The organism is Klebsiella sp. LY (assembly GCF_004010915.1).
GTDB classification, from domain to species: Bacteria; Pseudomonadota; Gammaproteobacteria; order Enterobacterales; family Enterobacteriaceae; genus Klebsiella; species Klebsiella quasipneumoniae.
In genome coordinates this window covers 2962227-2983927 of the sequence record NZ_CP022444.1, presented here as the reverse complement: position 1 = coordinate 2983927, position 21701 = coordinate 2962227, and the positions used below count along the sequence as shown (strand labels likewise).

The window sequence follows — 21701 nt, the reverse complement described above, 5'->3', positions numbered from 1 at the left end:
ACACGCTTCGTTACAACCTTAACGACGATTTCTGTATTGAGAGGCCCACCGTGAGTCTATTTGATAAAACGCATCTTGTCGCCCAGGCGGATGCGCTGCCTGGACGCAATACCCCGATGCCAGTGGCGACGCTCCACGCAGTTAACGGCCACTCGATGACCAACGTCCCGGCGGGGATGGAAGTGGCACTGTTCGCCATGGGCTGCTTCTGGGGAGTTGAACGTCTGTTCTGGCAATTGCCGGGGGTTTACAGCACCGCCGCCGGCTACACTGGCGGCTATACGCCCAATCCGACCTATCGCGAAGTGTGCAGCGGCCAGACCGGTCACGCGGAAGCGGTGCGCGTGGTCTACGATCCACAGGTCATCAGCTATGAGCAGTTATTGCAGGTGTTCTGGGAAAATCACGACCCCGCGCAGGGCATGCGACAGGGTAACGACCTCGGCACCCAGTACCGTTCGGCGATCTATCCGTTGACGCCGGAACAGACGGCAGCGGCAAAGGCCAGCCTCGCGCGCTTCCAGGCGGCGATGAACGACGCGCACGATACCCGTCACATCACCACCGAGATCGCCACCGCCAAACCGTTCTACTATGCCGAGGACGATCACCAGCAGTATCTGTATAAGAACCCGCACGGCTATTGTGGCATTGGCGGCATTGGCGTCTGCCTGCCGCCTCAGGCGTAATTCTGATTTCCGCCTCAACAGCGAGGCGGTTAATGAACGCTCTGGCGGCTTTACATTCCCTTACGCTATACTACCCAGTGTGACAGCCGGTCCAGCGCCTTCGGACCGGTTTTTTATGTATTCCACATTTAAGTTATCAACTTCCCTTCCGAGGATCTGACCTCAACGGTCAGAAAAGATATGTTAAACAGTATTTTAGTAATACTCTGTCTGATAGCCGTCAGTGCGTTTTTTTCGATATCGGAAATCTCACTGGCCGCCTCACGTAAAATCAAACTGAAACTGCTGGCCGATGAAGGCAACGTCAACGCACAGCGGGTGCTGAAGATGCAGGAGAACCCGGGCACCTTCTTTACCGTCGTGCAGATTGGCCTCAACGCCGTCGCCATTCTTGGCGGTATCGTGGGCGACGCGGCCTTCTCCCCGGCGTTTCATAGCCTGCTCAGCGGGTATTTGTCACCGGAGCTCTCCGAGCAACTGAGCTTCATCATCTCTTTTACCCTGGTCACCAGCTTGTTCATCCTGTTTGCTGACCTGACTCCGAAACGCATCGGTATGATTGCGCCCGAAACTGTGGCCCTGCGCATCATCAACCCGATGCGCTTCTGCCTGTTAGTCTTCCGCCCGCTGGTGTGGTTGTTTAACGGCATGGCCAACATGATCTTCCGCATCTTCAAACTGCCGATGGTGCGCAAAGACGATATCACCTCCGACGATATCTATGCCGTGGTCGAAGCCGGCGCGCTGGCCGGGGTGCTGCGCAAGCAGGAGCATGAGCTGATTGAGAACGTCTTTGAGCTGGAGTCCCGCACCGTTCCTTCCTCCATGACCCCGCGTGAAAGCGTCATTTGGTTTGATTTGCATGAAGACGAGCAGAGCCTGAAGAATAAAGTGGCCGAACACCCGCACTCGAAGTTCCTCGTCTGTAATGAAGATATCGACCACATTATCGGCTACGTCGATTCAAAAGATCTGCTGAACCGCGTGCTGGCGAACCAGAGCCTGGTGCTGACCGGCGGCGTGCAGATCCGCAACACGTTGATCGTCCCGGATACCCTGACCCTGTCCGAAGCGCTGGAAAGCTTCAAAACCGCCGGGGAAGACTTTGCGGTGATCATGAATGAATATGCGCTGGTGGTCGGGATCATCACCCTTAACGACGTGATGACAACTCTGATGGGCGACCTCGTCGGCCAGGGGCTGGAAGAGCAGATCGTCGCCCGCGATGAAAACTCGTGGCTAATCGATGGCGGTACGCCGATTGATGACGTGATGCGCGTGCTGGATATCGACGAGTTTCCGCAGTCCGGGAACTACGAGACCATCGGCGGCTTTATGATGTTTATGCTGCGTAAAATCCCCAAACGCACCGACGCGGTGAAGTTCTCCGGCTATAAGTTCGAGGTCGTGGATATCGATAACTACCGTATCGACCAGTTGCTGGTGACCCGCATCGATAACAAGCCCACGGTGCTGGTGCCCAAGCAGGCGGAAGCGGCGGAAAGCCAGAACGCCTGAGCGTAATCCTTTCTCTCTCTTAAGGGCGGATGATCATCCGCCCTTTTTATTGCCCGAATGTGAAGCGGCTCACGCCCCACTGCCGATAGCAGATTATTACTGCTCGATAGCGAAACGTTTATGACTCCCCCGTGCGCAAAAAGGTAACGTTGCTCGCGTCTACACGATCATATTCCTGAATAAAGGAAGCGAGGGTTACCATGATAACGTCGAATAAAAATTACTTTATCAGCTGTCTGTTTTTCCTGTTTTTCTTTATAGGCTGGGGATGCTGCTACCCCTATTTATCACTGTGGTTAACGGAAACCATCGGTATTAACTACACGGACGTCGGTCTGGTTTATTCTTTCACTGCCATTGTGGCCGTCTGCGTTCAGCCATTATTCGGTTTTATATCGGATAAGCTGGTGTATCGTAAGAATCTGATGTGGATGCTGGCGATCATTATCACCTTATTCGCTCCATACTGGATCTATGTCTTCGCGCCTCTGTTAAAAATAAATGTGTTCCTCGGCGCGCTGGCTGGCGGCCTCTATATTGGCATGGCCTACGGCGCAGGCTGCGGGATTTGCGAAGCCTACATCGATAAGGTCAGCCGCGCCTCCGGCTTCGAATTTGGTCGGGCGCGGATGTTCGGCGGCATCGGCGCCGCGATCGGCACCTTTGCGGCAGGAAAGCTCTACGGCATCGATCAGAACATGATTTTCTGGCTGGCCAGCGCAGCAGGCGTCTGCCTGCTGGTGATTGTCTGGAAAATGCAGATCAGCACCCATCAAAAGCAGGGGCTGCTGTCCGGCAAAACGTCGCCGGTTACCCTCCGCGATGCCGTCTCGTTGTTAAAAATTAAAAAATTCTGGTTCTTCGCCCTCTATGTCATTGGCGTCGGGGCGGTCTATGAAACCTATGACCAGCAGTTCGCTATCTACTACAGCCATTTCTTTGAGAGTAAAGCCCGGGGTGCAGAAGTCTTCGGTTATTTAACCACGGGTCAGATTTTCCTTGATGCTATCGTGATGTTCTTTGCACCATGGTTTGTGAATAAAATCGGCCCGAAAAATGCGCTGTTATACTGCGGGCTGATTATGAGCTTGCGCATTATCGGTTCCGCGTGGGCTATTGGCCCGGTATCCATCAGCCTGATTAAACTACTCCATGGATTTGAAAGCTCGGTGTTACTCGTCGCGGCGCTTAAATACATTACCGCTAACTTTAACCCCCTGCTTTCCGCGACGGTTTACTTAATTGGCTTCCAGTTTTCAAAAAGCTTTAGCTCTATTTTTCTCTCCACCGGCATCGGCCATATGTACCAGAGCATGGGCTTTACCAGCAGCTATATCGTGCTCGGTAGTATCGCCCTGTGCTTCACGCTCATTTCGTTTATCACGCTGGATAAAGCACGCGTGTTCTCTTCACAACCTGTGCCCGCGAATTAATGTCAGGAGGTAGTCTGCATGTCTCAGTTATTTTATGGCGTGGCGTATTACGATGAATATATGCCGGAAGATCGGCTGGCCAGCGATATCGCCTTAATGCGCGAAACCGGCATTAACGTGGTGCGTATCGCCGAGTCCACATGGAGTACACTGGAGCCCGAAGAGGGCCAGTACAATTTCTACCATATCGACCGGGTGCTCGAGGCGATGCATGAGGCCGGCATTGCGGTCATCGTCGGGACGCCCACCTACGCGGTCCCGGCCTGGCTGGCGGCGAAACATCCCGATATTCTGGTCACCACCGTCGCGGGGCAGCAAAAATATGGTCCGCGGCAGATCATGGATATCGTCAACCCGACCTTTCGCCGCTATGCCGAAAAAATTATCCGCACGCTGATGGCCCATGTGCAACACCATCCGGCGATTATCGGCTGGCAACTGGATAACGAAACCAAGCATTACGACAATATTGGCCGCTATATGCAGGAGGGCTTCGTGCGCAGCCTGCAGGAGAAATATCCAGACCTCCGACAACTGAATCACGATTTCGGTCTGGATTACTGGAGCAACCGCATTGACCGCTGGCAGGATTTTCCGCCGGTGGAAAACACCATCAACGCCAGCCTCGCCTGCGCCTTCTCCCGCTATCAGCGCCAGCAGGTCACCGAGTATCTGGCCTGGCAGGCGGAGATTGTGCGCGAGTACGCCCAACCGCACCAGTTCGTCACCCACAACTTCGATTTTGAATGGCGCGGTTACTCTTACGGCGTGCAGCCGCGGGTCGACCATTTTGCGGCGGCGCAGGCGCTGGATATCGCCGGCGTCGATATCTATCACCCGAGCCAGGCACACCTGACCGGGCGGGAAATCGCCTTTGGCGGCGCCATCACCCGCTCGCTTAAGCCGGGCCAGAACTACTTCGTGCTGGAAACCCAGGCGCAGGGCTTCGCCCAGTGGACTCCCTACCCGGGCCAGCTGCGCCTGCAGGCGTTCAGCCATATCGCCTCCGGCGCCGCCATGGTCTCCTACTGGCACTGGCATTCGATTCATAACGCCTTCGAAACCTACTGGAAGGGGCTGCTCAGCCACGACTTCTCGCGTAACCCGACCTGGCAGGAGGCCACCACTATCGGGGCTGACTTTGCCCGCCTGTCGCCGCAGCTGGCGGAGCTGAAGGCCGAAAACGACGTTGCGCTGCTGATAAGCAATGAGGCAATGGACGCCCTCAATCACTTCCGTCCTGGCGATGCCGAGGGCAACATTTATAACGATATCTTTCGCCGCTTCCACGATGCGCTGTATGACCACAATATCAGCCTCGACATCATCCACGATGTAAACGAGGAAACCTCGCGCTACCGAGTGCTGATCGTTCCCGGCCTGTACGCTGCCGATGATGGCCTGCTGGCGCGTATCAATCACTATATCGCCGAGGGCGGCAGAGCGCTTATCGGCTTTAAATCGGGCTTTAGCGATGAAAACGTCAAGGTACGCCGCAGCGCGCAGCCTGGGATCCTGCGGCAGAGCTGCGGCGTCAGCTACAGCCAGTTCACCCTGCCGGAAGGGACGACGGTAAGCTCTTGCTGTGCAGAGATTGATTGCCGCAATGACAATCAGGCTGAGCTGTGGATGGAATTGCTGACGCCCGATGATGGGACCCGCACCTTGCTGCGCTATCAGCATCCGGCATGGGGCGAATACGCCGCCGCCACCGAAGCGGATTATGGCCGGGGACGAGCGATGTATGTTGGCTTCCTGCCGCAGAAGGGATTGATTAGCCAGCTATTTGATGTACTAACCGCCGATATCGCATTGCGCTCGCGCACTTCCGCCTATCGCTTCCCATTAGTGGTCAAAAAAATGCGTAATCGCGCCGGGAAAACCATCCACTTCCTGTTCAATTACTCCGGCGAGACGCTGGAATTTGTCAGCGAGACCGCGGGTAGCGCGCTGCTGAGCGGGGAGACAATATACGTCGGCCAGCCGTTGCGCCTCAGGGCCTGGGAATTTACTATCATCGAAAGCTAACGACGCGGCGGCGCTCAGGTGGGAGAGAGAATGGAACTGGATATCAATGAGCTACTCAATTTCTCGCCATTGATGAAGACCTTTACCTTCAATGCCTGGGTCGTCGCAGGCTTCACGCCGATTACCCGCGGCTCCACGCTGGACTACTACATTAACCGCCCGCAGGGGATGAAAGGTTACATCATTAATCTGACCCTGCGCGGCCAGGCGCGGGCGAAGGCGGGCGATGGCTTCCTTCTGTGCCGGGAAAACGATCTGCTGCTGTTTCCTCCCGGGGTGCCCCATCACTACGGCAGGGACGAGCACAGCGAGTATTGGGACCATCTGTGGATCTACTTTATCCCCCGCCCCTACTGGATAGACTGGCTAAAGTGGGACCAAACTACTCACGGTATCGGCAAAACAACCATTAACGATCCCGAACAGCTCCAGCAGCTGCGCGATCTGTTCTACGAAGTGATACGCCATCACTCGGCATCCGCGCCGCTGTCGGAAGCGCTGGCGATGAACGCCCTGGAAAGATTGATCCTTCACTGTTTTCAGCGACAGCCCATCAGCAACCGTCACGCCCACGACCCACGGATTAACGCCGTCTGCGACTACCTCAACGCCCATATTGCGCAGGAGGTAAAAATCGAGACCCTGGCGGCGATGGTATTTATCTCCCCTTCACGTCTGGCGCACCTTTTCAAAAATGAACTGGGGCAAACGGTTTATGCATGGCGGGAAACGCAACGCATCAACCGCGCCAGGTGGCTTATTCAGAGCACCTCGCTCCCGCTTAACAAAATTGCTTTATCGGTAGGCTACAGCGATCCGGTCTATTTCACCCGCTTGTTTCGTAAACATAACGGTATTCCACCGGGCGAATATCGCAAACGCTATGCGGAAATGAAGGGCTAAAAACATCAACGGCTCCCATCGGGAGCCGTCTTTTACCTACTACGTACTGCTACGTTTCAGGTTATGCCATCTCAGTTTGCAGACGCAACACCTGACGATTGACTTCGGACATCACTGACAGATGCAGCTTGTCCTTGACCTTCGGGATAAGGATTTTGCCCTTATCAAATTCAAATGCGCCAACGTCCTTGATGTACAACCGTCCACGAAACAGGATCTTCACGTACTTCGCCACTTGCAGCGGATTGTAGCGTTGGAAAATTTTCATTCTTCTCTCCTGCCAGGGTTACGCTCCTGTGGTGCCACAGTTAGCCCACGTATCGGGAGCGCAAATTTTAATGCCCTAAAACTATAGTCCAGAATCTCAGAGGGACCCAGTATGTATAAGTTTATTTACCCTTTGATGACAATAATTCAGAATTTTCGTTTCAGACATACGATGAAGTAAGTATAAGTCGCCGTTTTTCGACTAATTTGTGCGTCAACACGCAAACTGGCATCCTCATTGCGGGTAATCACCACCAATCGCACTTATGATTAAACGAGACCAAGTGGTCGGATCACCTGCACAAAAAATGATTAAGGAAACCGTATGACCCTACGTAGCATACTGGCCGCCTCGTTACTCCTCGTGCCGCTGCTGGCCTCAGCGCATAACTTTGTCGATGGCCAGCGCGTGGCGCCGGTCGGCGTCGCGGATCGGGGCGAATTAATTCTGGATAATGATAAGTTTAGCTATAAAAACTGGAATAGCTCGCAGCTGGCGGGAAAAGTGCGCGTCGTCCAGCACATCGCCGGACGCTCGTCAGCAAAAGAGAAAAATGCCAATCTGATCGAGGCGATTAAAGCGGCGGGCTTCCCGCACGATCGCTATCAGACCACCACCATCGTCAATACCGACGATGCCATCCCGGGCACCGGTATGTTTGTGCGCAACAGTATCGAAAGCAATAAAAAGCTCTTCCCATGGTCGCAATTTATCGTCGACAGCAATGGATTGGTGCGAAAAGCCTGGCAGCTGGACGAGAAGAGCTCGGCGATTGTGGTGCTGGATAAGAGCGGGCGCATCCAGTGGGCCAAAGACGGCGCGCTCACTCAGCAAGAGGTGCAGCAGGTGATCGACCTGCTGCATAAATTGCTTAATAAATAGAGACCCGGAAGCCGGGATTGAGGAAGGATTCACGCGGCGTGTAGTCGAGGGTTTTGCCCTGCCAGTCGTGAACATGCGCCCCGGCGGCGACCGCGACGGCATGGCCGGCGGCGGTGTCCCAGGTGCTGGTCGGCCCGAAGCGCGGATAGAGCTGGGCCTGGCCTTCCGCCACCAGGCAGAACTTCAGCGAGGAGCCGATGGAAGTGGTCTGGTGCTCGCCCAGCTGCTCAAGGTACTCCTGCAGCTCCGGATCGTTGCCATGGGAGCGGCTGATCACCACCAGCGGTGGACGGGCATCGCGGACCTGGATCTGCTTGCGCACGCCGCACTCTTCTTTCCAGGCTTTGCCTTTTTCCGCGCTGTACATCACCTTCATCACCGGCGCATAGACCACGCCCAGCGTCGGCTTGCCGTTTTCAATCAGCGCGATATTAACGGTGAACTCGCCGTTACGCTTAATAAATTCTTTGGTGCCGTCCAGCGGGTCGACCAGCCAGTAGCGCTGCCAGTGCTGGCGCACTTCCCAGGCCGGCGGGTCCTCTTCCGACAGAATGGGAATGGTGGCATCCAGCGCCTGCAGGCCGCTGACAATGACTTTATGCGCCGCGATATCCGCCGCCGTGACCGGAGAATCATCTTTCTTGCTGGCGACGTTGATCGGCTGGTTTCCATCGTAAACTTCCATGATGGCATCGCCCGCGTTCCGTGCAAGCTGACATACTTGTTCTAACATTCTCCACCTCGTCTGGTTACAGTGGCGTTAACTTGTTGTTTTATTTATATCGCATCACCGCAAGTTCCGCTATCTGTGATAACGATGGCGGTTTCTCTGCCCGCTTTTCTGGCAAGATTCACATTTCTGTAAGCAACAGAATATAAATACATTTTCTTCTGTGCTATCGCTCATAAAAAAGGACGCCTCTGATGATTAAGTTTAGCGCAACGCTCCTGGCCACGCTGATCGCCGCCAGCGTCAACGCCGCAACGGTCGACCTGCGGATCATGGAAACCACCGATCTGCACAGCAATATGATGGACTTTGACTATTACAAAGATGCCGCCACGGAGAAATTCGGCCTGGTGCGTACCGCCACCCTGATTGAACAGGCGCGGGCAGAAGCGAAAAACAGCGTACTGGTGGATAACGGGGATGTCATCCAGGGGAGCCCGCTGGGCGACTACATGGCCGCCAAGGGACTGAAAGAGGGCGATGTTCATCCGGTGTATAAGGCGATGAATACCCTGAATTATGCCGTCGGCAACCTGGGCAACCATGAATTCAACTATGGCCTCGACTTCCTGCACAAGGCGCTAGCCGGGGCGAAATTCCCCTACGTGAACGCCAATATCATCGATGCCAAAACCGGCAAACCGCTGTTCACCCCGTACCTGATCAAGGATACCCCGGTTCAGGACAGCGCAGGTCAATCCCACACCCTGCGCATCGGCTATATCGGCTTTGTGCCGCCGCAGATCATGACCTGGGATAAAGCCAATCTTAGCGGCAAAGTGACGGTCAACGACATTACCGAAACCGCGCGCAAATATATCCCGGAGATGCGGGCGAAAGGGGCTGATGTGGTGGTAGTGGTCGCTCACTCCGGCCTCTCCGCCGACCCGTATCAGGCGATGGCCGAGAACTCAGTCTACTACTTAAGCCAGGTGCCCGGCGTTGACGCCATCATGTTCGGCCACGCCCACGCGGTATTCCCAGGCAAAGACTTCGCCACCATTAAAGGCGCGGATATCGCCAGAGGGACGCTGAACGGCGTACCGGCGGTGATGCCGGGAATGTGGGGCGATCATCTCGGGGTGGTCGATCTGGTGCTGAACAACGACAGCGGCAAATGGCAGGTGACTCAGAGTAAAGCGGAAGCACGGCCAATCTACGACGCGGTGGCGAAGAAATCGCTGGCGGACGAAGACGGTAAGCTGGTGGCGGTGCTGAAAGCCGATCACGACGCTACTCGCGAGTTCGTCAGTAAGCCGATCGGCAAGTCCGCCGACAACATGTACAGCTATCTGGCGCTGGTGCAGGACGACCCGACGGTGCAGGTAGTCAACATGGCGCAGAAAGCCTACGTTGAACACTACATTCAGGGCGACCCGGATCTGGCGAAACTACCGGTACTCTCCGCTGCCGCGCCGTTTAAAGTCGGCGGGCGTAAAAACGATCCGGCGAGCTTCGTGGAAGTGGAAAAAGGCCAGCTTACCTTCCGCAACGCCGCCGACCTCTATCTCTACCCGAACACCCTGGTGGTGATGAAGGTCAGCGGGAAGGAGGTCAAGGAGTGGCTGGAGTGCTCCGCCGGGCAGTTTAACCAGATTGACCCGACCAGCAGCAAGCCGCAGTCGCTGATCAACTGGGACGGCTTCCGCACCTATAATTTCGACGTGATTGACGGGGTGAACTACCAGATCGACGTCACTCAGCCGGCCCGCTACGACGGCGAATGTCAGATGATCCATCCGCAGGCAGAGCGTATTAAGCACCTGACCTTCAACGGCAAACCGGTCGATCCGCAGGCCACTTTCCTGGTCGCCACCAATAACTATCGCGCGTACGGCGGTAAATTCGCTGGCACCGGCGAAAGCCATATCGCCTTCGCCTCACCGGATGAAAACCGTTCAGTGCTGGCGGCATGGATTGGCGCGCAATCGAAGAAGGATAGCGCGATCCATCCGGCGGCGGATAACAACTGGCGTCTGGCGCCGATCCACAGTAAGACGCCGCTGGATATTCGTTTTGAGACCTCGCCTGGCGACAAAGCCGCGGCGTTTATCAAAGAGAAAGCCCAATATCCGATGCGCCAGGTGACCACCGATGATATCGGCTTCGCCATTTATCAGCTGGATTTGAGTCAGTAATCCCTGTTCCCCGGTGGCGCTGCGCTTACCGGGGCTACAAACCGGAGCTGACGGGTAGCCCGGATAAGGCGCCAGCCGCTATCCGGGAACATCTCCCCGGTGGCGCTGCGCTTACCGGGGCTACAAACCGGAGCTGAAGGATAGCCTGGATAAGGCGCCAGTCGCTATCCGGGAACATCTCCCCGGTGGCGCTGCGCTTACCGGGGCTACAGGGAGTAATACATTTTCACTCCTCGTGGCTAGCCAGCACCGCCGGCAGATTAACCTCGATCCAGTCCGCCAGGGCCGCCACCTTCTCGCTCACCTGCAGGCCGAGCGGCGTCAGGCTATATTCAACGTGCGGCGGCACCACCGGATAAGAGACGCGGTCGATAAAACCATCCTGCTCCAGGGCCTGCAGCGACTGCGCCAGCATCTTTTCGCTGACTCCGCCCATTTTGCGCCGCAGATCGCTGAAGCGATGAGTTCCTTCGCGCAGCGCCACCAGAATCAACACGCCCCAGCGGCTGGTGACATGTTTAAGCACATCGCGCGACGGGCACTGTTCCGCAAACAAATTGCCATTGCGCAGTTTCTCGCTCAGCGTCGGTTCGGCCATTTTCACACTTACCTTTTTGTACGTACTTACTAAAAGTTAGTTAAGGTGTTAGCTTACCACAACTGCCACTAAACACGAAGGAGAAGACTAATGATCGCTCTTACCGGTGCCACCGGCCAGCTTGGCCACTACGTTCTGCAAGACCTGCTTAAAACCGTCCCTGCCGGCCAGATTGTGGCGATTGTCCGCAACCCGGCCAAAGCCCAGACTCTCAGCCAGCAGGGCGTTGTCGTCCGCCAGGCCGACTATAGCGACGAAGCGGCGCTGACCGCCGCGCTGCAGGGCGTGGATAAACTGCTGTTAATCTCCTCCAGCGAAGTCGGCCAGCGCGCCGTACAGCACCGCAACGTCATCAACGCCGCCAAAGCCGCTGGGGTGAAGTTCATCGCCTACACCAGCCTGCTGCACGCCGACACTTCGCCGCTGGGCCTGGCCGCAGAGCATATTGCAACTGAGCAGATGCTGGCCGACTCGGGTATCGCTTACGCCCTGCTGCGTAACGGCTGGTATACTGAAAACTATCTGGCCAGCGCGCCGCCGGCGCTGGAGCACGGCGTGTTTATCGGCGCCGCCGGCGAAGGTAAAATTGCCTCCGCTACCCGCGCAGATTATGCCGCCGCGGCCGCCCGCGTTATCGCCGGTGAAGGCCATGCAGGGAAAGTTTATGAACTGGCGGGTGATAACGCCTGGACGCTGAGCGACCTGGCTGCTGAGCTGAGCAAGCAAAGCGGTAAAAACGTGGTCTACCAAAATCTCAGCGAAGCCGACTTCGTCGCCGCGCTGAAAAGCGTCGGCCTGCCGGCGGGTCTGGCCGATATGCTGGCAGACTCCGACGTCGGCGCCTCGAAAGGCGGGCTGTTTGACGACAGCCGCACCCTGAGTACGTTGATCGGCCGTCCGACCACCTCCCTTGCCGAAAGCGTGAAAGGCATTCTGTAACCGCCCCTCTCAGCTTTTGCGGTTGCGTCCCGGCGGTTCCTCTCTCATATTGAAGAGATTAATCGTCGGGAGGCAGGCATGCAGGGCGTACCACCCCAATTTAGTGATGAAAAAGATCGCGCGCGCTTTCGCCATCTCGAACAGCTGCCCGGGGTAGAGCTTTACCACGCCCATATCTCCCGCTACGCCTTTGAACCCCATACCCACGAAGCTTTCGGCATTGGCGTGATTGAGCAGGGCGCCGAGCGCTTTCGCTACCGCGGCAGTCAGCACATCGCCGCCGCCAATGCCATTGTCACCATGAATCCCGACGAGCTGCACACCGGCGAAGCGGAAACCGCCGACGGCTGGCGCTACCGGATGATTTATCTGGAGCCCGACCGTCTGGAAGCCATCACCGGGGTGCGCGACTGGTGGTTCAGCGAGGTGGTCCGCGAGGATCCCCTGCGGTCCCGGCGGATTGGCCAGCTGATTTACGGTCTGTGGCACAGCGAAGATGCGCTGGCCCAGCAGGGAATGCTGCTCGACCTCATCGACACCTTCCGCCCTCTGGCCCACCATGCCTCGGCGCAGGGTGAGGCCGGGCATCGCTTCGACCGCGTGCGCGACTACCTGCATGATAACTATATGCGCCCCATCACCCTCGACGAGCTGGCGCAGGTGGCGGCGCTGAGCCCGTACCACTTTCAGCGCCAGTTTAAAGCCCACTATCACGTAACGCCCCATCAGATGCTGATGGCCATCCGCCTGTGGCGCGCCAAAGCGTTTCTCACCCACGGCATGCCCGCCGCCGAAGTGGCGATAGCCGTCGGCCTCACCGACCAGTCTCACCTGACCCGCACCTTCACCCAGCGTTACGGCATTACGCCGGTACGCTATCAGAAGCAGGTCGCCAGGCGCTGATGCGCAATCTCATACAATATTCCCGCCCGGCCTCCTTCTACACTGCAGACAACAGTGATGACAATGGATGCAATGATGATTAGTGGTGTGTTGTACGCCCTGCTGGCGGGGCTGATGTGGGGTTTAATTTTCGTCGGGCCTTTGCTGGTGCCAGAGTATCCGGCGATGCTGCAGTCGATGGGACGCTATCTGGCGCTGGGTCTGATCGCCCTGCCGCTGGCATGGCTCGGGCGCGCGCGTTTGCGCCAGCTGAGCCGGAACGACTGGTGGACCGCGCTGGGTCTGACGATGATGGGAAATCTTATCTATTACGTCTGCCTGGCCAGCGCCATTCAGCGTACCGGGGCGCCGGTCTCCACCATGATTATCGGCACGCTGCCGGTGGTATTGCCGGTCTTCGCCAATCTGCTCTACAGCCAGCGCGACGGAAAGCTGCCATGGCGGCGCCTGTTTCCGGCGCTGGTCTGCATCGCCGTCGGCCTGATCTGCGTTAACGTCGCGGAACTGCGCCAGGGGCTGCCTGATTTTAGCCCGTGGCGCTACGGCTCCGGCATTGCGCTGGCGCTGGGGTCGGTGGTCTGCTGGGCCTGGTATGCCCTGCGCAACGCCCGCTGGCTTCGGGAGAACCCGCATCAACCGCCGATGATGTGGGCTACCGCTCAGGCGCTGGTGACGCTTCCGGTTTCGCTGGCCGGCTATCTCGCCGCCTGCGCCTGGCTGCACGGTCAGCAGGCCGGGTTCCCCCTGCCCTTCGGCCCGCGCCCGGCGGTGTTTATTACGCTGATGCTGGCCATCGCGGTGCTCTGCTCATGGGTCGGCGCGCTGTGCTGGAATATTGCCAGTCAACGATTACCGACGGTGATCCTCGGGCCGCTTATCGTTTTCGAAACCCTGGCCGGGCTTCTGTATACCTTTCTGTTGCGGCAAAGTTTACCGCCGCTGCTGACCCTGAGCGGTATCCTGCTGCTGGTGCTCGGCGTGGTCTCCGCCGTCCGCGCCAGGCCGGAAAAACCGACGTTGCAACCGCTGACGAACGAAAAAAAGTAGCCGGGCCCTATTAAGGGGTATTCCCTCGCCAAAAAGATGCATTTAAAATACATCTTATATTCCTGATGACGAGGTAACTGCTATGGCTTTCCGTGACCAACCTTTAGGCGAGCTGGCGCTGACCATCCCGCGCGCCTCCGCCCTGTTCCGTCAATACGATATGGATTACTGCTGCGGCGGCAAACAGACGCTGGCGCGCGCCGCATCGCGCAAAGCGCTGGATGTCGCGGTGATTGAAGCCGAGCTGGAGAAACTGGCCGGGGAGCCTATCACCCGCGACTGGCGCGCGGCGCCTCTGGCGGAGATCATCGACCATATCATCGTTCGCTATCATGACCGGCACCGCGAACAGCTGCCGGAGCTGATCCTGCAGGCCACCAAGGTTGAACGGGTCCACGCCGATAAACCGAATGTGCCGAAAGGTCTGACGAAGTACCTGACCATGCTGCAGCAGGAGCTCTCCAGCCACATGATGAAAGAGGAGCAGATCCTGTTTCCGATGATCAAACAGGGGATGGGCGCCCAGGCCGGGGGCCCGATCGGCGTAATGGAAAGCGAGCATGATGAAGCGGGCGAACTGCTGGAGGTAATCAAACATATCACCCATAACGTGACGCCGCCGCCGGAAGCCTGCACCACCTGGAAGGCAATGTATAACGGTATCAACGAGATGATCGACGATCTGATGGAGCACATCAGTCTGGAAAATAACGTGCTGTTCCCGCGTGCCCTCGCCGGTCAGTAAAGAAAAAGGCGCCCGCAGGCGCCCTCGACATTGTCCGTCTTATTTGGCCACTTTGAGTGGCCTTTTTTATGACGATCCGTTGCAAGCAACGTTAAAATTTTCGTTTATTTCGCCAGACGTTTTTTGCCGGCAAACAGCCAGCCCGCACCCAGCAGAACAAACCACAGCGGGGTGACCATCAGCGCTTCACGGGTATCATCTTCGAGGGTCAACAGCACCAGTACGAAGACGAAGAAGGCCATGCACACCCAGCACATTAATTTGCCCAGCGGCATCTTATACTTGGACTTCTCGTGCAGCTGCGGACGCTTTTTACGATAGACCAGGTAAGAGCAAAGGATAATCGTCCAGACGAACATGAACAGGATCGCCGACACCGTGGTGATCATGGTGAACGCGGCGATCACGCTCGGGTTGACCATCAGCATCACCACACCGCCCAGCAGGCACATGCAGGAGAAGGTTAAGCCCTTCGCCGGCACCGCACGCTTCGACAGTTTGGCGAACATCTTCGGCGCCTGACCATCCTGCGCCAGACCGAACAGCATACGGCTGGTGGAGAAGACGCCGCTGTTGGCTGAGGAGGCTGCGGAAGTCAGCACCACGAAGTTAATCAGGCTCGCCGCCGCCGGCAGACCGACCAGCACGAACAGCTCAACGAACGGGCTCTTGCTCGGCACCACGGAGCTCCACGGCGTCACCGACATAATCACAATCAATGCGAAGACGTAGAACATAATGATACGCAGCGGGATGGAGTTAATCGCCCGCGGCAGGGATTTTTCCGGGTCTTTGGTCTCAGCCGCAGTGGTACCGACCAGCTCAATCCCCACGAAGGCGAATACCGCAATCTGGAAGCCGGCGAAGAAGCCGCTCAGCCCTTTAGGGAACCAGCCGCCGTCATTCCACAGATGCGCGAAAGAGGCTTCGACGCCGGTCGGCGATTTAAAATGCATCATGACCATCACCAGGCCGACCACGATCAGCGCCACGATGGCGACGATTTTGATCATCGCGAACCAGAACTCCATTTCGCCAAACATTTTGACGGTGGCAAGGTTCAGGCCCAGCAGCAGCAGGATCACCGCCAGCGACGCGACCCAGTCGGAGAGTCCGGGAAACCAGAACTGCGCGTAGGCGGTGATCGCCACCACGTCCGCCATCCCCGTCACCACCCAGCAGAACCAATAGGTCCAGCCGGTAAAGTAGCCCGCCCAGGGGCCCAGCAGATCGGCCGCGAAGTCGCTGAAGGATTTATATTCGAGGTTCGACAGCAGTAATTCGCCCATGGCTCGCATAACGAAAAACAGCATAAAACCGATAATCATATAAACAAAAATAATGGATGGCCCGGCAAGGCTGATGGTTTTGCCAGAACCCATAAATAATCCAGTGCCGATCGCCCCGCCAATTGCAATCAGCTGAATATGTCGGTTTGTGAGATTTCGCCGTAGCGATTGTTCAGTCGGCTCCTGCTCGATAGCAGCGACTTTAACCTGATCTACCATGTGATTTCTTCCTGTTGTACCTGTCTGTGTTGTTCAGGCTCTGATGGCCTGTCGTCTGTCATTAACCCCAGCAAGGGCTAGTCGATATTAGGTAAGAATCGGAGGGATGAATACTATGATTTAGATATAATGTTAATTTTATGTTTAAAGTGAGTGTTATATCACTCATCTAACGCGAAATAGCTCACAAAAATACACCCATATGCGATGAATGCAAAACATAATTCCAATTAATTTTTAACTTAAGGATTTTACGCTATTTTTGTGGCTTCCCCCGCCGCTGGGGAAGAGGAAGCCTCTGCTGTTTAGATAATATCCAGCAGTTCAACTTCGAAGATCAGGGTGCTGAACGGAGGGATCGACGCGCCAGCGCCGCGCTCGCCGTAGGCCAGGTTGTGCGGGATGGTCAGTTCCCATTTGGAACCTACCGGCATCAGGGTCAGCGCTTCAATCCAGCCGCCGATTACGCCGGTCACCGGGAACTCTGCCGGTTCGCCGCGGGCGACGGAGCTGTCGAAGACGGTGCCGTCGATCAGTTTGCCGGTGTAGTGCACGCGTACGCGGTCGGTACGGGCCGGGATCGGGCCTTCGCCTTGGGTCAGCACGCGGAACTGCAGGCCGGACTCGGTGCTGTTCACACCCTCTTTCTCGCGGTTTTCATCAAGGTACTTCTGGCCGTCAGCGGCCATCGCCTGGAAACGCTCGCGACGCACGGCGTCGGCGCGCTCGTGGATTTCACGCAGCGCACGGTGGACGGCTTCTACCGGCACCTGCGGCTGGTTACCTTCCAGCGCATCGGCGATACCCGCCACCAACGCTTCCGGCAGCAGCCCCTGCAGGCCGGATTCGCTCAGCTGTTGTCCAACCTGCAAGCCGATACCGTAACTTGCCTGCGCTTCGATAGTGTCAAAAGTTGGGGTTGCCATCTTTGTTCCTTTTTTGGGTGATAAACATCAAGAGAAAAGCGTCCGGAAGCATAACAGCCATAGCGAAATGGGTAAAACTTTGTCGGCGGATGATGACAAATCTCAGCGAAAAAGAAACAATAGGCGGCATCAGGTTAACTTCACTTTGTTCCGGTCATCAGGACGTTAGCCATCTATACTCATATGCAGGATAAAAATATGCGGAGCAGGAGGAAAGCCATGCCCGGGCGCTTTGAACTGACATCTACCCTGGCGAAAATCTGGCACGCCCCGGATCATTTTCGCCTCCTGGACCCACTGCCCCCGATGCACCGCCGGGGAATTATCGCTGGCTTCCTGTTGGTTATCATCGGCATTCTGCTTCCCTCTGACGATAGCCAAAACCCGGCGACCACCAGCCGTGAAGCAAACCTGAATCTGCAGTCGCAGTCCCAGCCGCAAGCTGGCGGCAATCAGGCTGTTCCCCTGCCGCCGATCACCAATACGCCTACCGTGAGCGATGCCGACCAGATGGCACCGGTCGCCCCGGAGCCGATTCAGGATGAGCAACCGGACCAGGCGCAAACGCAGCAGCCCACTGCCTCCCAGCCCTATCAATCCTCATCGCAGCAGTCCGCGCCGGGCATTGAGCAACAGTGGCGAACCTATCGCATCGAGTCAGGCAAAACCCTGGCCCAGCTGTTCCGCGATCATGGGCTGCCGGCCACCGACGTCTACGCCATGGCGCAGGTTGAAGGCGCAGGTAAACCATTAAGCACGTTGCAGAGCGGACAGACGGTGCAGATTCGGCAGAACGCCAACGGCGTGGTCACCGGGCTCACTATTGATACCGGCAACGGTCAGCAGGTGCTGTTTACCCGCCAGTCGAATGGCAGTTTTGTGCGTGCGCGCTAGCAGAGAAGACGACAGCGAGCGTTACGCCGCCGCAAAATGAAGGGCTCTGGAAAGCAAAACGCCGGCACAAGGCCGGCGGTTTGTTGTTACCAGAACGTCAGATGCCGATTACTCAGCAACCACGTTGATGATAACTTTAGCGAATACTTCGCTGTGAACCTGGAAGTCCACTTCGTGCTCGCCAACGTTACGCAGAACGCCGTTCGGCAGGCGAACTTCGCTCTTAGCAACTTTAACGCCTGCTGCAGTGACAGCGTCAGCGATGTCGCGAGTACCGATGGAACCGAACAGTTTACCTTCGTCGCCAGCTTTAGACGCGATGGTTACGGATTCCAGGGCGTTGATCTGCGCAGCACGAGCTTCAGCAGCTGCCAGAACGTCAGCCAGTTTGGCTTCCAGTTCAGCGCGACGCGCTTCGAAGAATTCAACGTTTTTCTTGGTAGCAGGAACAGCTTTACCCTGCGGGACCAGGAAGTTACGAGCATAGCCCGCTTTAACGTTAACCTGATCACCCAGGCTACCCAGGTTTGCTACTTTATCAAGCAGAATAACTTGCATTACCTTATCCTCTCAAAGTCGTATTAATGGACCGTGACCGATTACTGATGACGATCAGTGTACGGCAGCAGGGACAGGTAGCGAGCGCGTTTGATAGCGCGTGCCAGCTGACGCTGATATTTTGCACGGGTACCGGTGATACGGCTCGGGACAATCTTACCGCTTTCGGTGATGTAGTTTTTCAGCGTAGCGATATCTTTATAGTCGATCTCTTGAACGCCTTCCGCGGTGAAACGGCAGAACTTGCGACGACGGAAATAACGTGCCATATGGCTAGTCTCCAGAATCTATCAATTCAATCTGCTCGGCATGCAGAACCATTTTGCTCAAGCCGTTCTTTGCCTTATGGCAAGAGATGAACCCTCGAACGGTTACTGCGCTACCGACCGTTATACTGTGAGTAATGGCCTGGTTCTCGTGACCGCTAATAATAACGGGCATCTGACACCATGCCTGCCGGTGAAAACCGGCTTCCTCCTGCACTGAACGATGCTCAAGCACGAACTGGCAGTGAGGAATTCCTGACGGGCTGACCTTACGAAGTGGAGTCCTGCAAATAATGCCGGACAGCTCCAGACGGTTGGTCATCAGGATTACTCTTCAGAATCCCCAGCTTCAGAATCATCTGCGGTTTCGTTGGCGAAATCTTCGCGACGCTCACGGCGCTCGTCTTTCGCTTTAACCATCGGAGATGCTTCGGTAACAGCGTGCTTAGTACGCATTACCATGCTGCGGATAACGGCGTCGTTGAAGCGGAAGTTAGTTTCCAGCTCATCGATCGCTTCCTGCGGCGCTTCAACGTTCATCAGAACGTAGTGAGCTTTGTGCAGTTTGTTGATCGGATAAGCCAGCTGACGGCGGCCCCAGTCTTCCAGACGGTGGATCGTACCTGCTGCTGCAGTGATTGCACCAGTGTAACGTTCGATCATGCCCGGAACCTGTTCGCTCTGGTCAGGATGGACCATAAAAACGATTTCGTAATGACGCATCGAATTGCTCCTTACGGATTATTCAGCCTCCTGTCTGGGTCAGCCGCGGCCCATGGAGGCAAGGAACGTGTTAAAGGGCGGCTGAAAAATTGACGCGTCATTCTAATGGCGGCCCCCCAGGAACACAAGCGCATTTGCACAAATAATTCGCACTATGCGTCAAGTTGCGCTAAGTGGGTGATTTAAAATTAACCAGCAAAGGAAGCGGCATTTTTTTGAACAACTGCATCAGAAAAGGTCGCCATGCGACGAACGCGCAGCGATTACACTTATATCAAAGCCCAACGACCACAGGAGAGCCCCCGAGTCAGCGTCAGGACTGTCAGTCAGGAGCGTAGTATATGAAACTGAAAATCATCGCCATGATGGCTGCGCTTTTCTTCAGCGCCAACGCGCTGGCAGCTATCCAAATCACCGAACGACAGGCCCGCAACATGGACGACGTGCAGAGCCTCGGCGTTATCTATATCAATCATAATATGGCCACTGAGCACGAGGCTGAACAGGCCCTTAGCCAGCTGAGCGATGCGCAGGGGGCGAAATACTTCCAGCCCATCCTGATGCATGAACCAGAAACCAACGGCCCGCTTCGCGCCAGCGCGGTGATATACCGCTAACGCCGGGCCCATTCTTCGCCTCTCCTCGCGAGGGGCGAAGCGAAACCTTCACCTAAACGCAATTGAGAATTATTTTATAAACCGACTTATCAGCGTCATTGCAACCTGATTTAATCATCAGTCTGTTTTTTGATAATCAGGAGTAATGGATGGTTCCGCGTTTCGCCACCTTAGGCCGCATCCCCAAAGGCGTTTGGGTGCTCGGCGGCGTCAGCCTGCTGATGGATGTGTCGTCCGAGATGATCCACAGTCTCTTACCGCTGTTTATGGCCACCACCCTCGGCGCCAGCGTGATCATTATCGGTCTTATCGAGGGGCTGGCGGAAGCCACCGCCCTGATCCTGAAAGTCTTCTCCGGCGCGATCAGCGACTACGTCGGCAAGCGCAAAGGGCTGGCGCTGCTGGGCTACGGCCTGGGCGCGCTCAGCAAGCCGCTGTTTGCCATCGCCCCGACCGCCGGCGTGGTGTTTAGCGCCCGCATGATAGACCGCGTAGGCAAAGGCATTCGCGGCGCGCCGCGAGACGCGCTGGTCGCCGACGTCACCCCACCGGAGATCCGCGGCGCCGCCTACGGGCTGCGTCAGGCGCTGGATACCATTGGCGCCTTTCTCGGCCCGCTGCTGGCTGTGCTGCTGATGTTTATCTGGGCCAACGATTTTCACGCCATATTCTGGGTGGCGGTTATTCCCGCCGTGCTCTCCATTCTCCTGCTGGGTTTTGGTCTGCAGGAGCCAAAATCCGCCATCGGTCATAAACGCAGTAATCCGCTGAAGCGCGAAAATCTGCAAAAGCTCTCCGCCGCCTACTGGTGGGTGGTCGCCATCGGTAGCATCTTCACCCTTGCCCGCTTCAGCGAAGCCTTTCTGGTGCTGCGCGCCCAGCAGATGGAGATCCCGCTGTTTACTATTCCGCTGGTGATGGTGGCGATGAACCTCGTCTACAGCGTTACGGCCTACCCGTTCGGCAAGCTCTCTGACAGCATGAGCCACAGCAAACTGCTGCAGTGGGGACTGCTGGTGCTGATCCTCGCCGATATCGTGCTGGCCCTCAGCGGCCACTGGAGCACGCTGCTGGTCGGGGTCGCGCTATGGGGAATTCACATGGGGATGACTCAGGGACTGCTGGCGGCGATGGTCGCCCATACGGCGCCGCCGGAGCTACGCGGCACGGCGTTCGGTATGTTCAACCTGATGAGCGGCCTGGCGCTGTTGCTGGCCAGTACCTGCGCCGGAGTGCTGTGGGAAACCTTCGGCGCCGCTTCGACGTTTTACGCTGGCGCGATAATTTGCGTGGTCACGCTCATCGGCATGCGCGCTATGCCCTCAGCTTATCGTCAGGGCTAAAAAACGGCTCCGGGGTCAGACCAGTTGTTTCACCGTGACGGTGAA

General features: G+C 56.6%; 23 protein-coding genes. 14 read left to right on the top strand and 9 right to left on the bottom strand.

Going from position 1 to position 21701, the window contains the following annotated elements; translation table 11 throughout:
* The first annotated feature begins 50 nt into the window (after positions 1-50).
* The 5 genes from msrA to araC all read left to right on the top strand — a co-directional run bounded on the left by msrA (position 51) and on the right by araC (position 6571).
* A complete protein-coding gene (msrA, locus tag CE636_RS17500) occupies positions 51-689 on the top strand; it encodes a peptide-methionine (S)-S-oxide reductase MsrA (RefSeq protein WP_004206486.1) in 639 nt (212 codons plus the stop codon).
* A 180-nt stretch (positions 690-869) separates the two neighbouring features.
* Positions 870-2207, top strand: a complete 1338-nt coding sequence (locus CE636_RS17495; protein ID WP_004206485.1) for a hemolysin family protein — start codon at positions 870-872, stop codon at positions 2205-2207.
* A 200-nt stretch (positions 2208-2407) separates the two neighbouring features.
* Positions 2408-3640: an oligosaccharide MFS transporter gene (locus tag CE636_RS17490; RefSeq protein WP_017900583.1), complete on the top strand. Its 1233-nt coding sequence runs from the start codon at positions 2408-2410 to the stop codon at positions 3638-3640.
* Positions 3641-3658: 18 nt separating this feature from the next.
* On the top strand, positions 3659-5668 hold the full coding sequence (locus CE636_RS17485) for a beta-galactosidase (RefSeq protein ID WP_017900584.1): 2010 nt from the start codon (positions 3659-3661) through the stop codon (positions 5666-5668).
* Positions 5669-5698: 30 nt separating this feature from the next.
* Positions 5699-6571, top strand: coding sequence for an arabinose operon transcriptional regulator AraC (gene araC, locus CE636_RS17480; RefSeq protein ID WP_004206480.1), 873 nt, complete (start codon positions 5699-5701; stop codon positions 6569-6571).
* Between the two features lie 61 nt (positions 6572-6632).
* On the opposite strand, the gene CE636_RS17475 is transcribed toward araC, so the two are convergent.
* A complete protein-coding gene (locus CE636_RS17475; protein WP_002886707.1) occupies positions 6633-6839 on the bottom strand; it encodes a DUF1107 domain-containing protein in 207 nt (68 codons plus the stop codon).
* A gap of 324 nt (positions 6840-7163) precedes the next feature.
* Between CE636_RS17475 and CE636_RS17470 the strand changes: the two genes are divergently transcribed.
* Positions 7164-7721 (top strand): YtfJ family protein, encoded by a 558-nt coding sequence (locus CE636_RS17470; RefSeq protein ID WP_004206478.1) that lies wholly within the window; start codon positions 7164-7166, stop codon positions 7719-7721.
* Here CE636_RS17470 and cysQ read toward each other — a convergent pair.
* Positions 7711-8454 (bottom strand): 3'(2'),5'-bisphosphate nucleotidase CysQ, encoded by a 744-nt coding sequence (gene cysQ / locus CE636_RS17465; RefSeq protein WP_017900585.1) that lies wholly within the window; start codon positions 8452-8454, stop codon positions 7711-7713. The genes CE636_RS17470 and cysQ overlap by 11 nt on opposite strands.
* 191 nt (positions 8455-8645) lie before the next feature.
* Between cysQ and cpdB the strand changes: the two genes are divergently transcribed.
* On the top strand, positions 8646-10589 hold the full coding sequence (gene cpdB, locus CE636_RS17460) for a 2',3'-cyclic-nucleotide 2'-phosphodiesterase (protein ID WP_017900586.1): 1944 nt from the start codon (positions 8646-8648) through the stop codon (positions 10587-10589).
* Positions 10590-10815: 226 nt separating this feature from the next.
* Here the strand turns inward: cpdB and CE636_RS17455 are convergent, their stop codons facing one another.
* Positions 10816-11187, bottom strand: coding sequence for a winged helix-turn-helix transcriptional regulator (locus CE636_RS17455; protein WP_004206475.1), 372 nt, complete (start codon positions 11185-11187; stop codon positions 10816-10818).
* Between the two features lie 90 nt (positions 11188-11277).
* Here CE636_RS17455 and CE636_RS17450 point away from each other — a divergent pair, with 90 nt between their 5' ends.
* From CE636_RS17450 to ytfE, 4 genes are all read left to right on the top strand, one after another.
* Positions 11278-12126 (top strand): SDR family oxidoreductase, encoded by an 849-nt coding sequence (locus CE636_RS17450; protein ID WP_017900587.1) that lies wholly within the window; start codon positions 11278-11280, stop codon positions 12124-12126.
* 78 nt (positions 12127-12204) lie between these two features.
* On the top strand, positions 12205-13029 hold the full coding sequence (locus tag CE636_RS17445) for an AraC family transcriptional regulator (protein WP_017900588.1): 825 nt from the start codon (positions 12205-12207) through the stop codon (positions 13027-13029).
* A gap of 75 nt (positions 13030-13104) precedes the next feature.
* The gene (locus CE636_RS17440; RefSeq protein WP_004206472.1) at positions 13105-14076 is read left to right on the top strand and encodes a DMT family transporter; all 972 of its coding nucleotides are present in this window, start codon (positions 13105-13107) and stop codon (positions 14074-14076) included.
* An 82-nt stretch (positions 14077-14158) separates the two neighbouring features.
* Entirely contained in the window at positions 14159-14821 is a 663-nt protein-coding gene (gene ytfE, locus CE636_RS17435) for an iron-sulfur cluster repair protein YtfE (protein ID WP_004206471.1), read from the top strand.
* A 104-nt stretch (positions 14822-14925) separates the two neighbouring features.
* Here the strand turns inward: ytfE and cycA are convergent, their stop codons facing one another.
* Entirely contained in the window at positions 14926-16329 is a 1404-nt protein-coding gene (gene cycA / locus CE636_RS17430; protein ID WP_004206470.1) for a D-serine/D-alanine/glycine transporter, read from the bottom strand.
* A gap of 305 nt (positions 16330-16634) precedes the next feature.
* Positions 16635-17255: an FKBP-type peptidyl-prolyl cis-trans isomerase gene (gene fklB / locus CE636_RS17425; RefSeq protein ID WP_002886687.1), complete on the bottom strand. Its 621-nt coding sequence runs from the start codon at positions 17253-17255 to the stop codon at positions 16635-16637.
* A gap of 219 nt (positions 17256-17474) precedes the next feature.
* Here fklB and CE636_RS17420 point away from each other — a divergent pair, with 219 nt between their 5' ends.
* Positions 17475-18149: a LysM-like peptidoglycan-binding domain-containing protein gene (locus CE636_RS17420; RefSeq protein ID WP_017900589.1), complete on the top strand. Its 675-nt coding sequence runs from the start codon at positions 17475-17477 to the stop codon at positions 18147-18149.
* A gap of 108 nt (positions 18150-18257) precedes the next feature.
* On the opposite strand, the gene rplI is transcribed toward CE636_RS17420, so the two are convergent.
* From rplI to rpsF, 4 genes are read right to left on the bottom strand one after another with little or no spacing between them, the layout of a single operon-like run.
* A complete protein-coding gene (rplI, locus tag CE636_RS17415; RefSeq protein WP_004206464.1) occupies positions 18258-18707 on the bottom strand; it encodes a 50S ribosomal protein L9 in 450 nt (149 codons plus the stop codon).
* A gap of 41 nt (positions 18708-18748) precedes the next feature.
* On the bottom strand, positions 18749-18976 hold the full coding sequence (gene rpsR, locus CE636_RS17410; RefSeq protein WP_000135199.1) for a 30S ribosomal protein S18: 228 nt from the start codon (positions 18974-18976) through the stop codon (positions 18749-18751).
* A gap of 4 nt (positions 18977-18980) precedes the next feature.
* Positions 18981-19295: a primosomal replication protein N gene (gene priB / locus CE636_RS17405; RefSeq protein ID WP_002885722.1), complete on the bottom strand. Its 315-nt coding sequence runs from the start codon at positions 19293-19295 to the stop codon at positions 18981-18983.
* 5 nt (positions 19296-19300) lie between these two features.
* A complete protein-coding gene (gene rpsF / locus CE636_RS17400) occupies positions 19301-19696 on the bottom strand; it encodes a 30S ribosomal protein S6 (RefSeq protein ID WP_002885691.1) in 396 nt (131 codons plus the stop codon).
* A gap of 341 nt (positions 19697-20037) precedes the next feature.
* Between rpsF and CE636_RS17395 the strand changes: the two genes are divergently transcribed.
* Both CE636_RS17395 and CE636_RS17390 read left to right on the top strand, forming a co-directional pair.
* The gene (locus CE636_RS17395) at positions 20038-20313 is read left to right on the top strand and encodes a DUF1471 domain-containing protein (RefSeq protein ID WP_004206463.1); all 276 of its coding nucleotides are present in this window, start codon (positions 20038-20040) and stop codon (positions 20311-20313) included.
* Between the two features lie 149 nt (positions 20314-20462).
* Positions 20463-21656 (top strand): MFS transporter, encoded by a 1194-nt coding sequence (locus CE636_RS17390; RefSeq protein WP_004206462.1) that lies wholly within the window; start codon positions 20463-20465, stop codon positions 21654-21656.
* Positions 21657-21701 lie beyond the last annotated feature (45 nt).

Excerpts from the sequence above, each read along its gene's own strand:
- CE636_RS17395 (WP_004206463.1), top strand. The coding sequence starts at position 20,038 with ATGAAACTGAAAATCATCGCCATGATGGCTGCGCTTTTCTTCAGCGCC.
- CE636_RS17440 (WP_004206472.1), top strand. The coding sequence starts at position 13,105 with ATGATTAGTGGTGTGTTGTACGCCCTGCTGGCGGGGCTGATGTGGGGT.
- CE636_RS17390 (WP_004206462.1), top strand. The coding sequence starts at position 20,463 with ATGGTTCCGCGTTTCGCCACCTTAGGCCGCATCCCCAAAGGCGTTTGG.
- CE636_RS17490 (WP_017900583.1), top strand. The coding sequence starts at position 2,408 with ATGATAACGTCGAATAAAAATTACTTTATCAGCTGTCTGTTTTTCCTG.
- cpdB (WP_017900586.1), top strand. The coding sequence starts at position 8,646 with ATGATTAAGTTTAGCGCAACGCTCCTGGCCACGCTGATCGCCGCCAGC.
- rpsF (WP_002885691.1), bottom strand. The coding sequence starts at position 19,696 with ATGCGTCATTACGAAATCGTTTTTATGGTCCATCCTGACCAGAGCGAA.
- CE636_RS17420 (WP_017900589.1), top strand. The coding sequence starts at position 17,475 with ATGCCCGGGCGCTTTGAACTGACATCTACCCTGGCGAAAATCTGGCAC.
- priB (WP_002885722.1), bottom strand. The coding sequence starts at position 19,295 with ATGACCAACCGTCTGGAGCTGTCCGGCATTATTTGCAGGACTCCACTT.
- araC (WP_004206480.1), top strand. The coding sequence starts at position 5,699 with ATGGAACTGGATATCAATGAGCTACTCAATTTCTCGCCATTGATGAAG.
- ytfE (WP_004206471.1), top strand. The coding sequence starts at position 14,159 with ATGGCTTTCCGTGACCAACCTTTAGGCGAGCTGGCGCTGACCATCCCG.
- CE636_RS17475 (WP_002886707.1), bottom strand. The coding sequence starts at position 6,839 with ATGAAAATTTTCCAACGCTACAATCCGCTGCAAGTGGCGAAGTACGTG.
- cycA (WP_004206470.1), bottom strand. The coding sequence starts at position 16,329 with ATGGTAGATCAGGTTAAAGTCGCTGCTATCGAGCAGGAGCCGACTGAA.
- cysQ (WP_017900585.1), bottom strand. The coding sequence starts at position 8,454 with ATGTTAGAACAAGTATGTCAGCTTGCACGGAACGCGGGCGATGCCATC.
- CE636_RS17485 (WP_017900584.1), top strand. The coding sequence starts at position 3,659 with ATGTCTCAGTTATTTTATGGCGTGGCGTATTACGATGAATATATGCCG.
- CE636_RS17445 (WP_017900588.1), top strand. The coding sequence starts at position 12,205 with ATGCAGGGCGTACCACCCCAATTTAGTGATGAAAAAGATCGCGCGCGC.
- CE636_RS17495 (WP_004206485.1), top strand. The coding sequence starts at position 870 with ATGTTAAACAGTATTTTAGTAATACTCTGTCTGATAGCCGTCAGTGCG.
- CE636_RS17470 (WP_004206478.1), top strand. The coding sequence starts at position 7,164 with ATGACCCTACGTAGCATACTGGCCGCCTCGTTACTCCTCGTGCCGCTG.
- CE636_RS17455 (WP_004206475.1), bottom strand. The coding sequence starts at position 11,187 with ATGGCCGAACCGACGCTGAGCGAGAAACTGCGCAATGGCAATTTGTTT.
- fklB (WP_002886687.1), bottom strand. The coding sequence starts at position 17,255 with ATGGCAACCCCAACTTTTGACACTATCGAAGCGCAGGCAAGTTACGGT.
- rpsR (WP_000135199.1), bottom strand. The coding sequence starts at position 18,976 with ATGGCACGTTATTTCCGTCGTCGCAAGTTCTGCCGTTTCACCGCGGAA.
- rplI (WP_004206464.1), bottom strand. The coding sequence starts at position 18,707 with ATGCAAGTTATTCTGCTTGATAAAGTAGCAAACCTGGGTAGCCTGGGT.
- CE636_RS17450 (WP_017900587.1), top strand. The coding sequence starts at position 11,278 with ATGATCGCTCTTACCGGTGCCACCGGCCAGCTTGGCCACTACGTTCTG.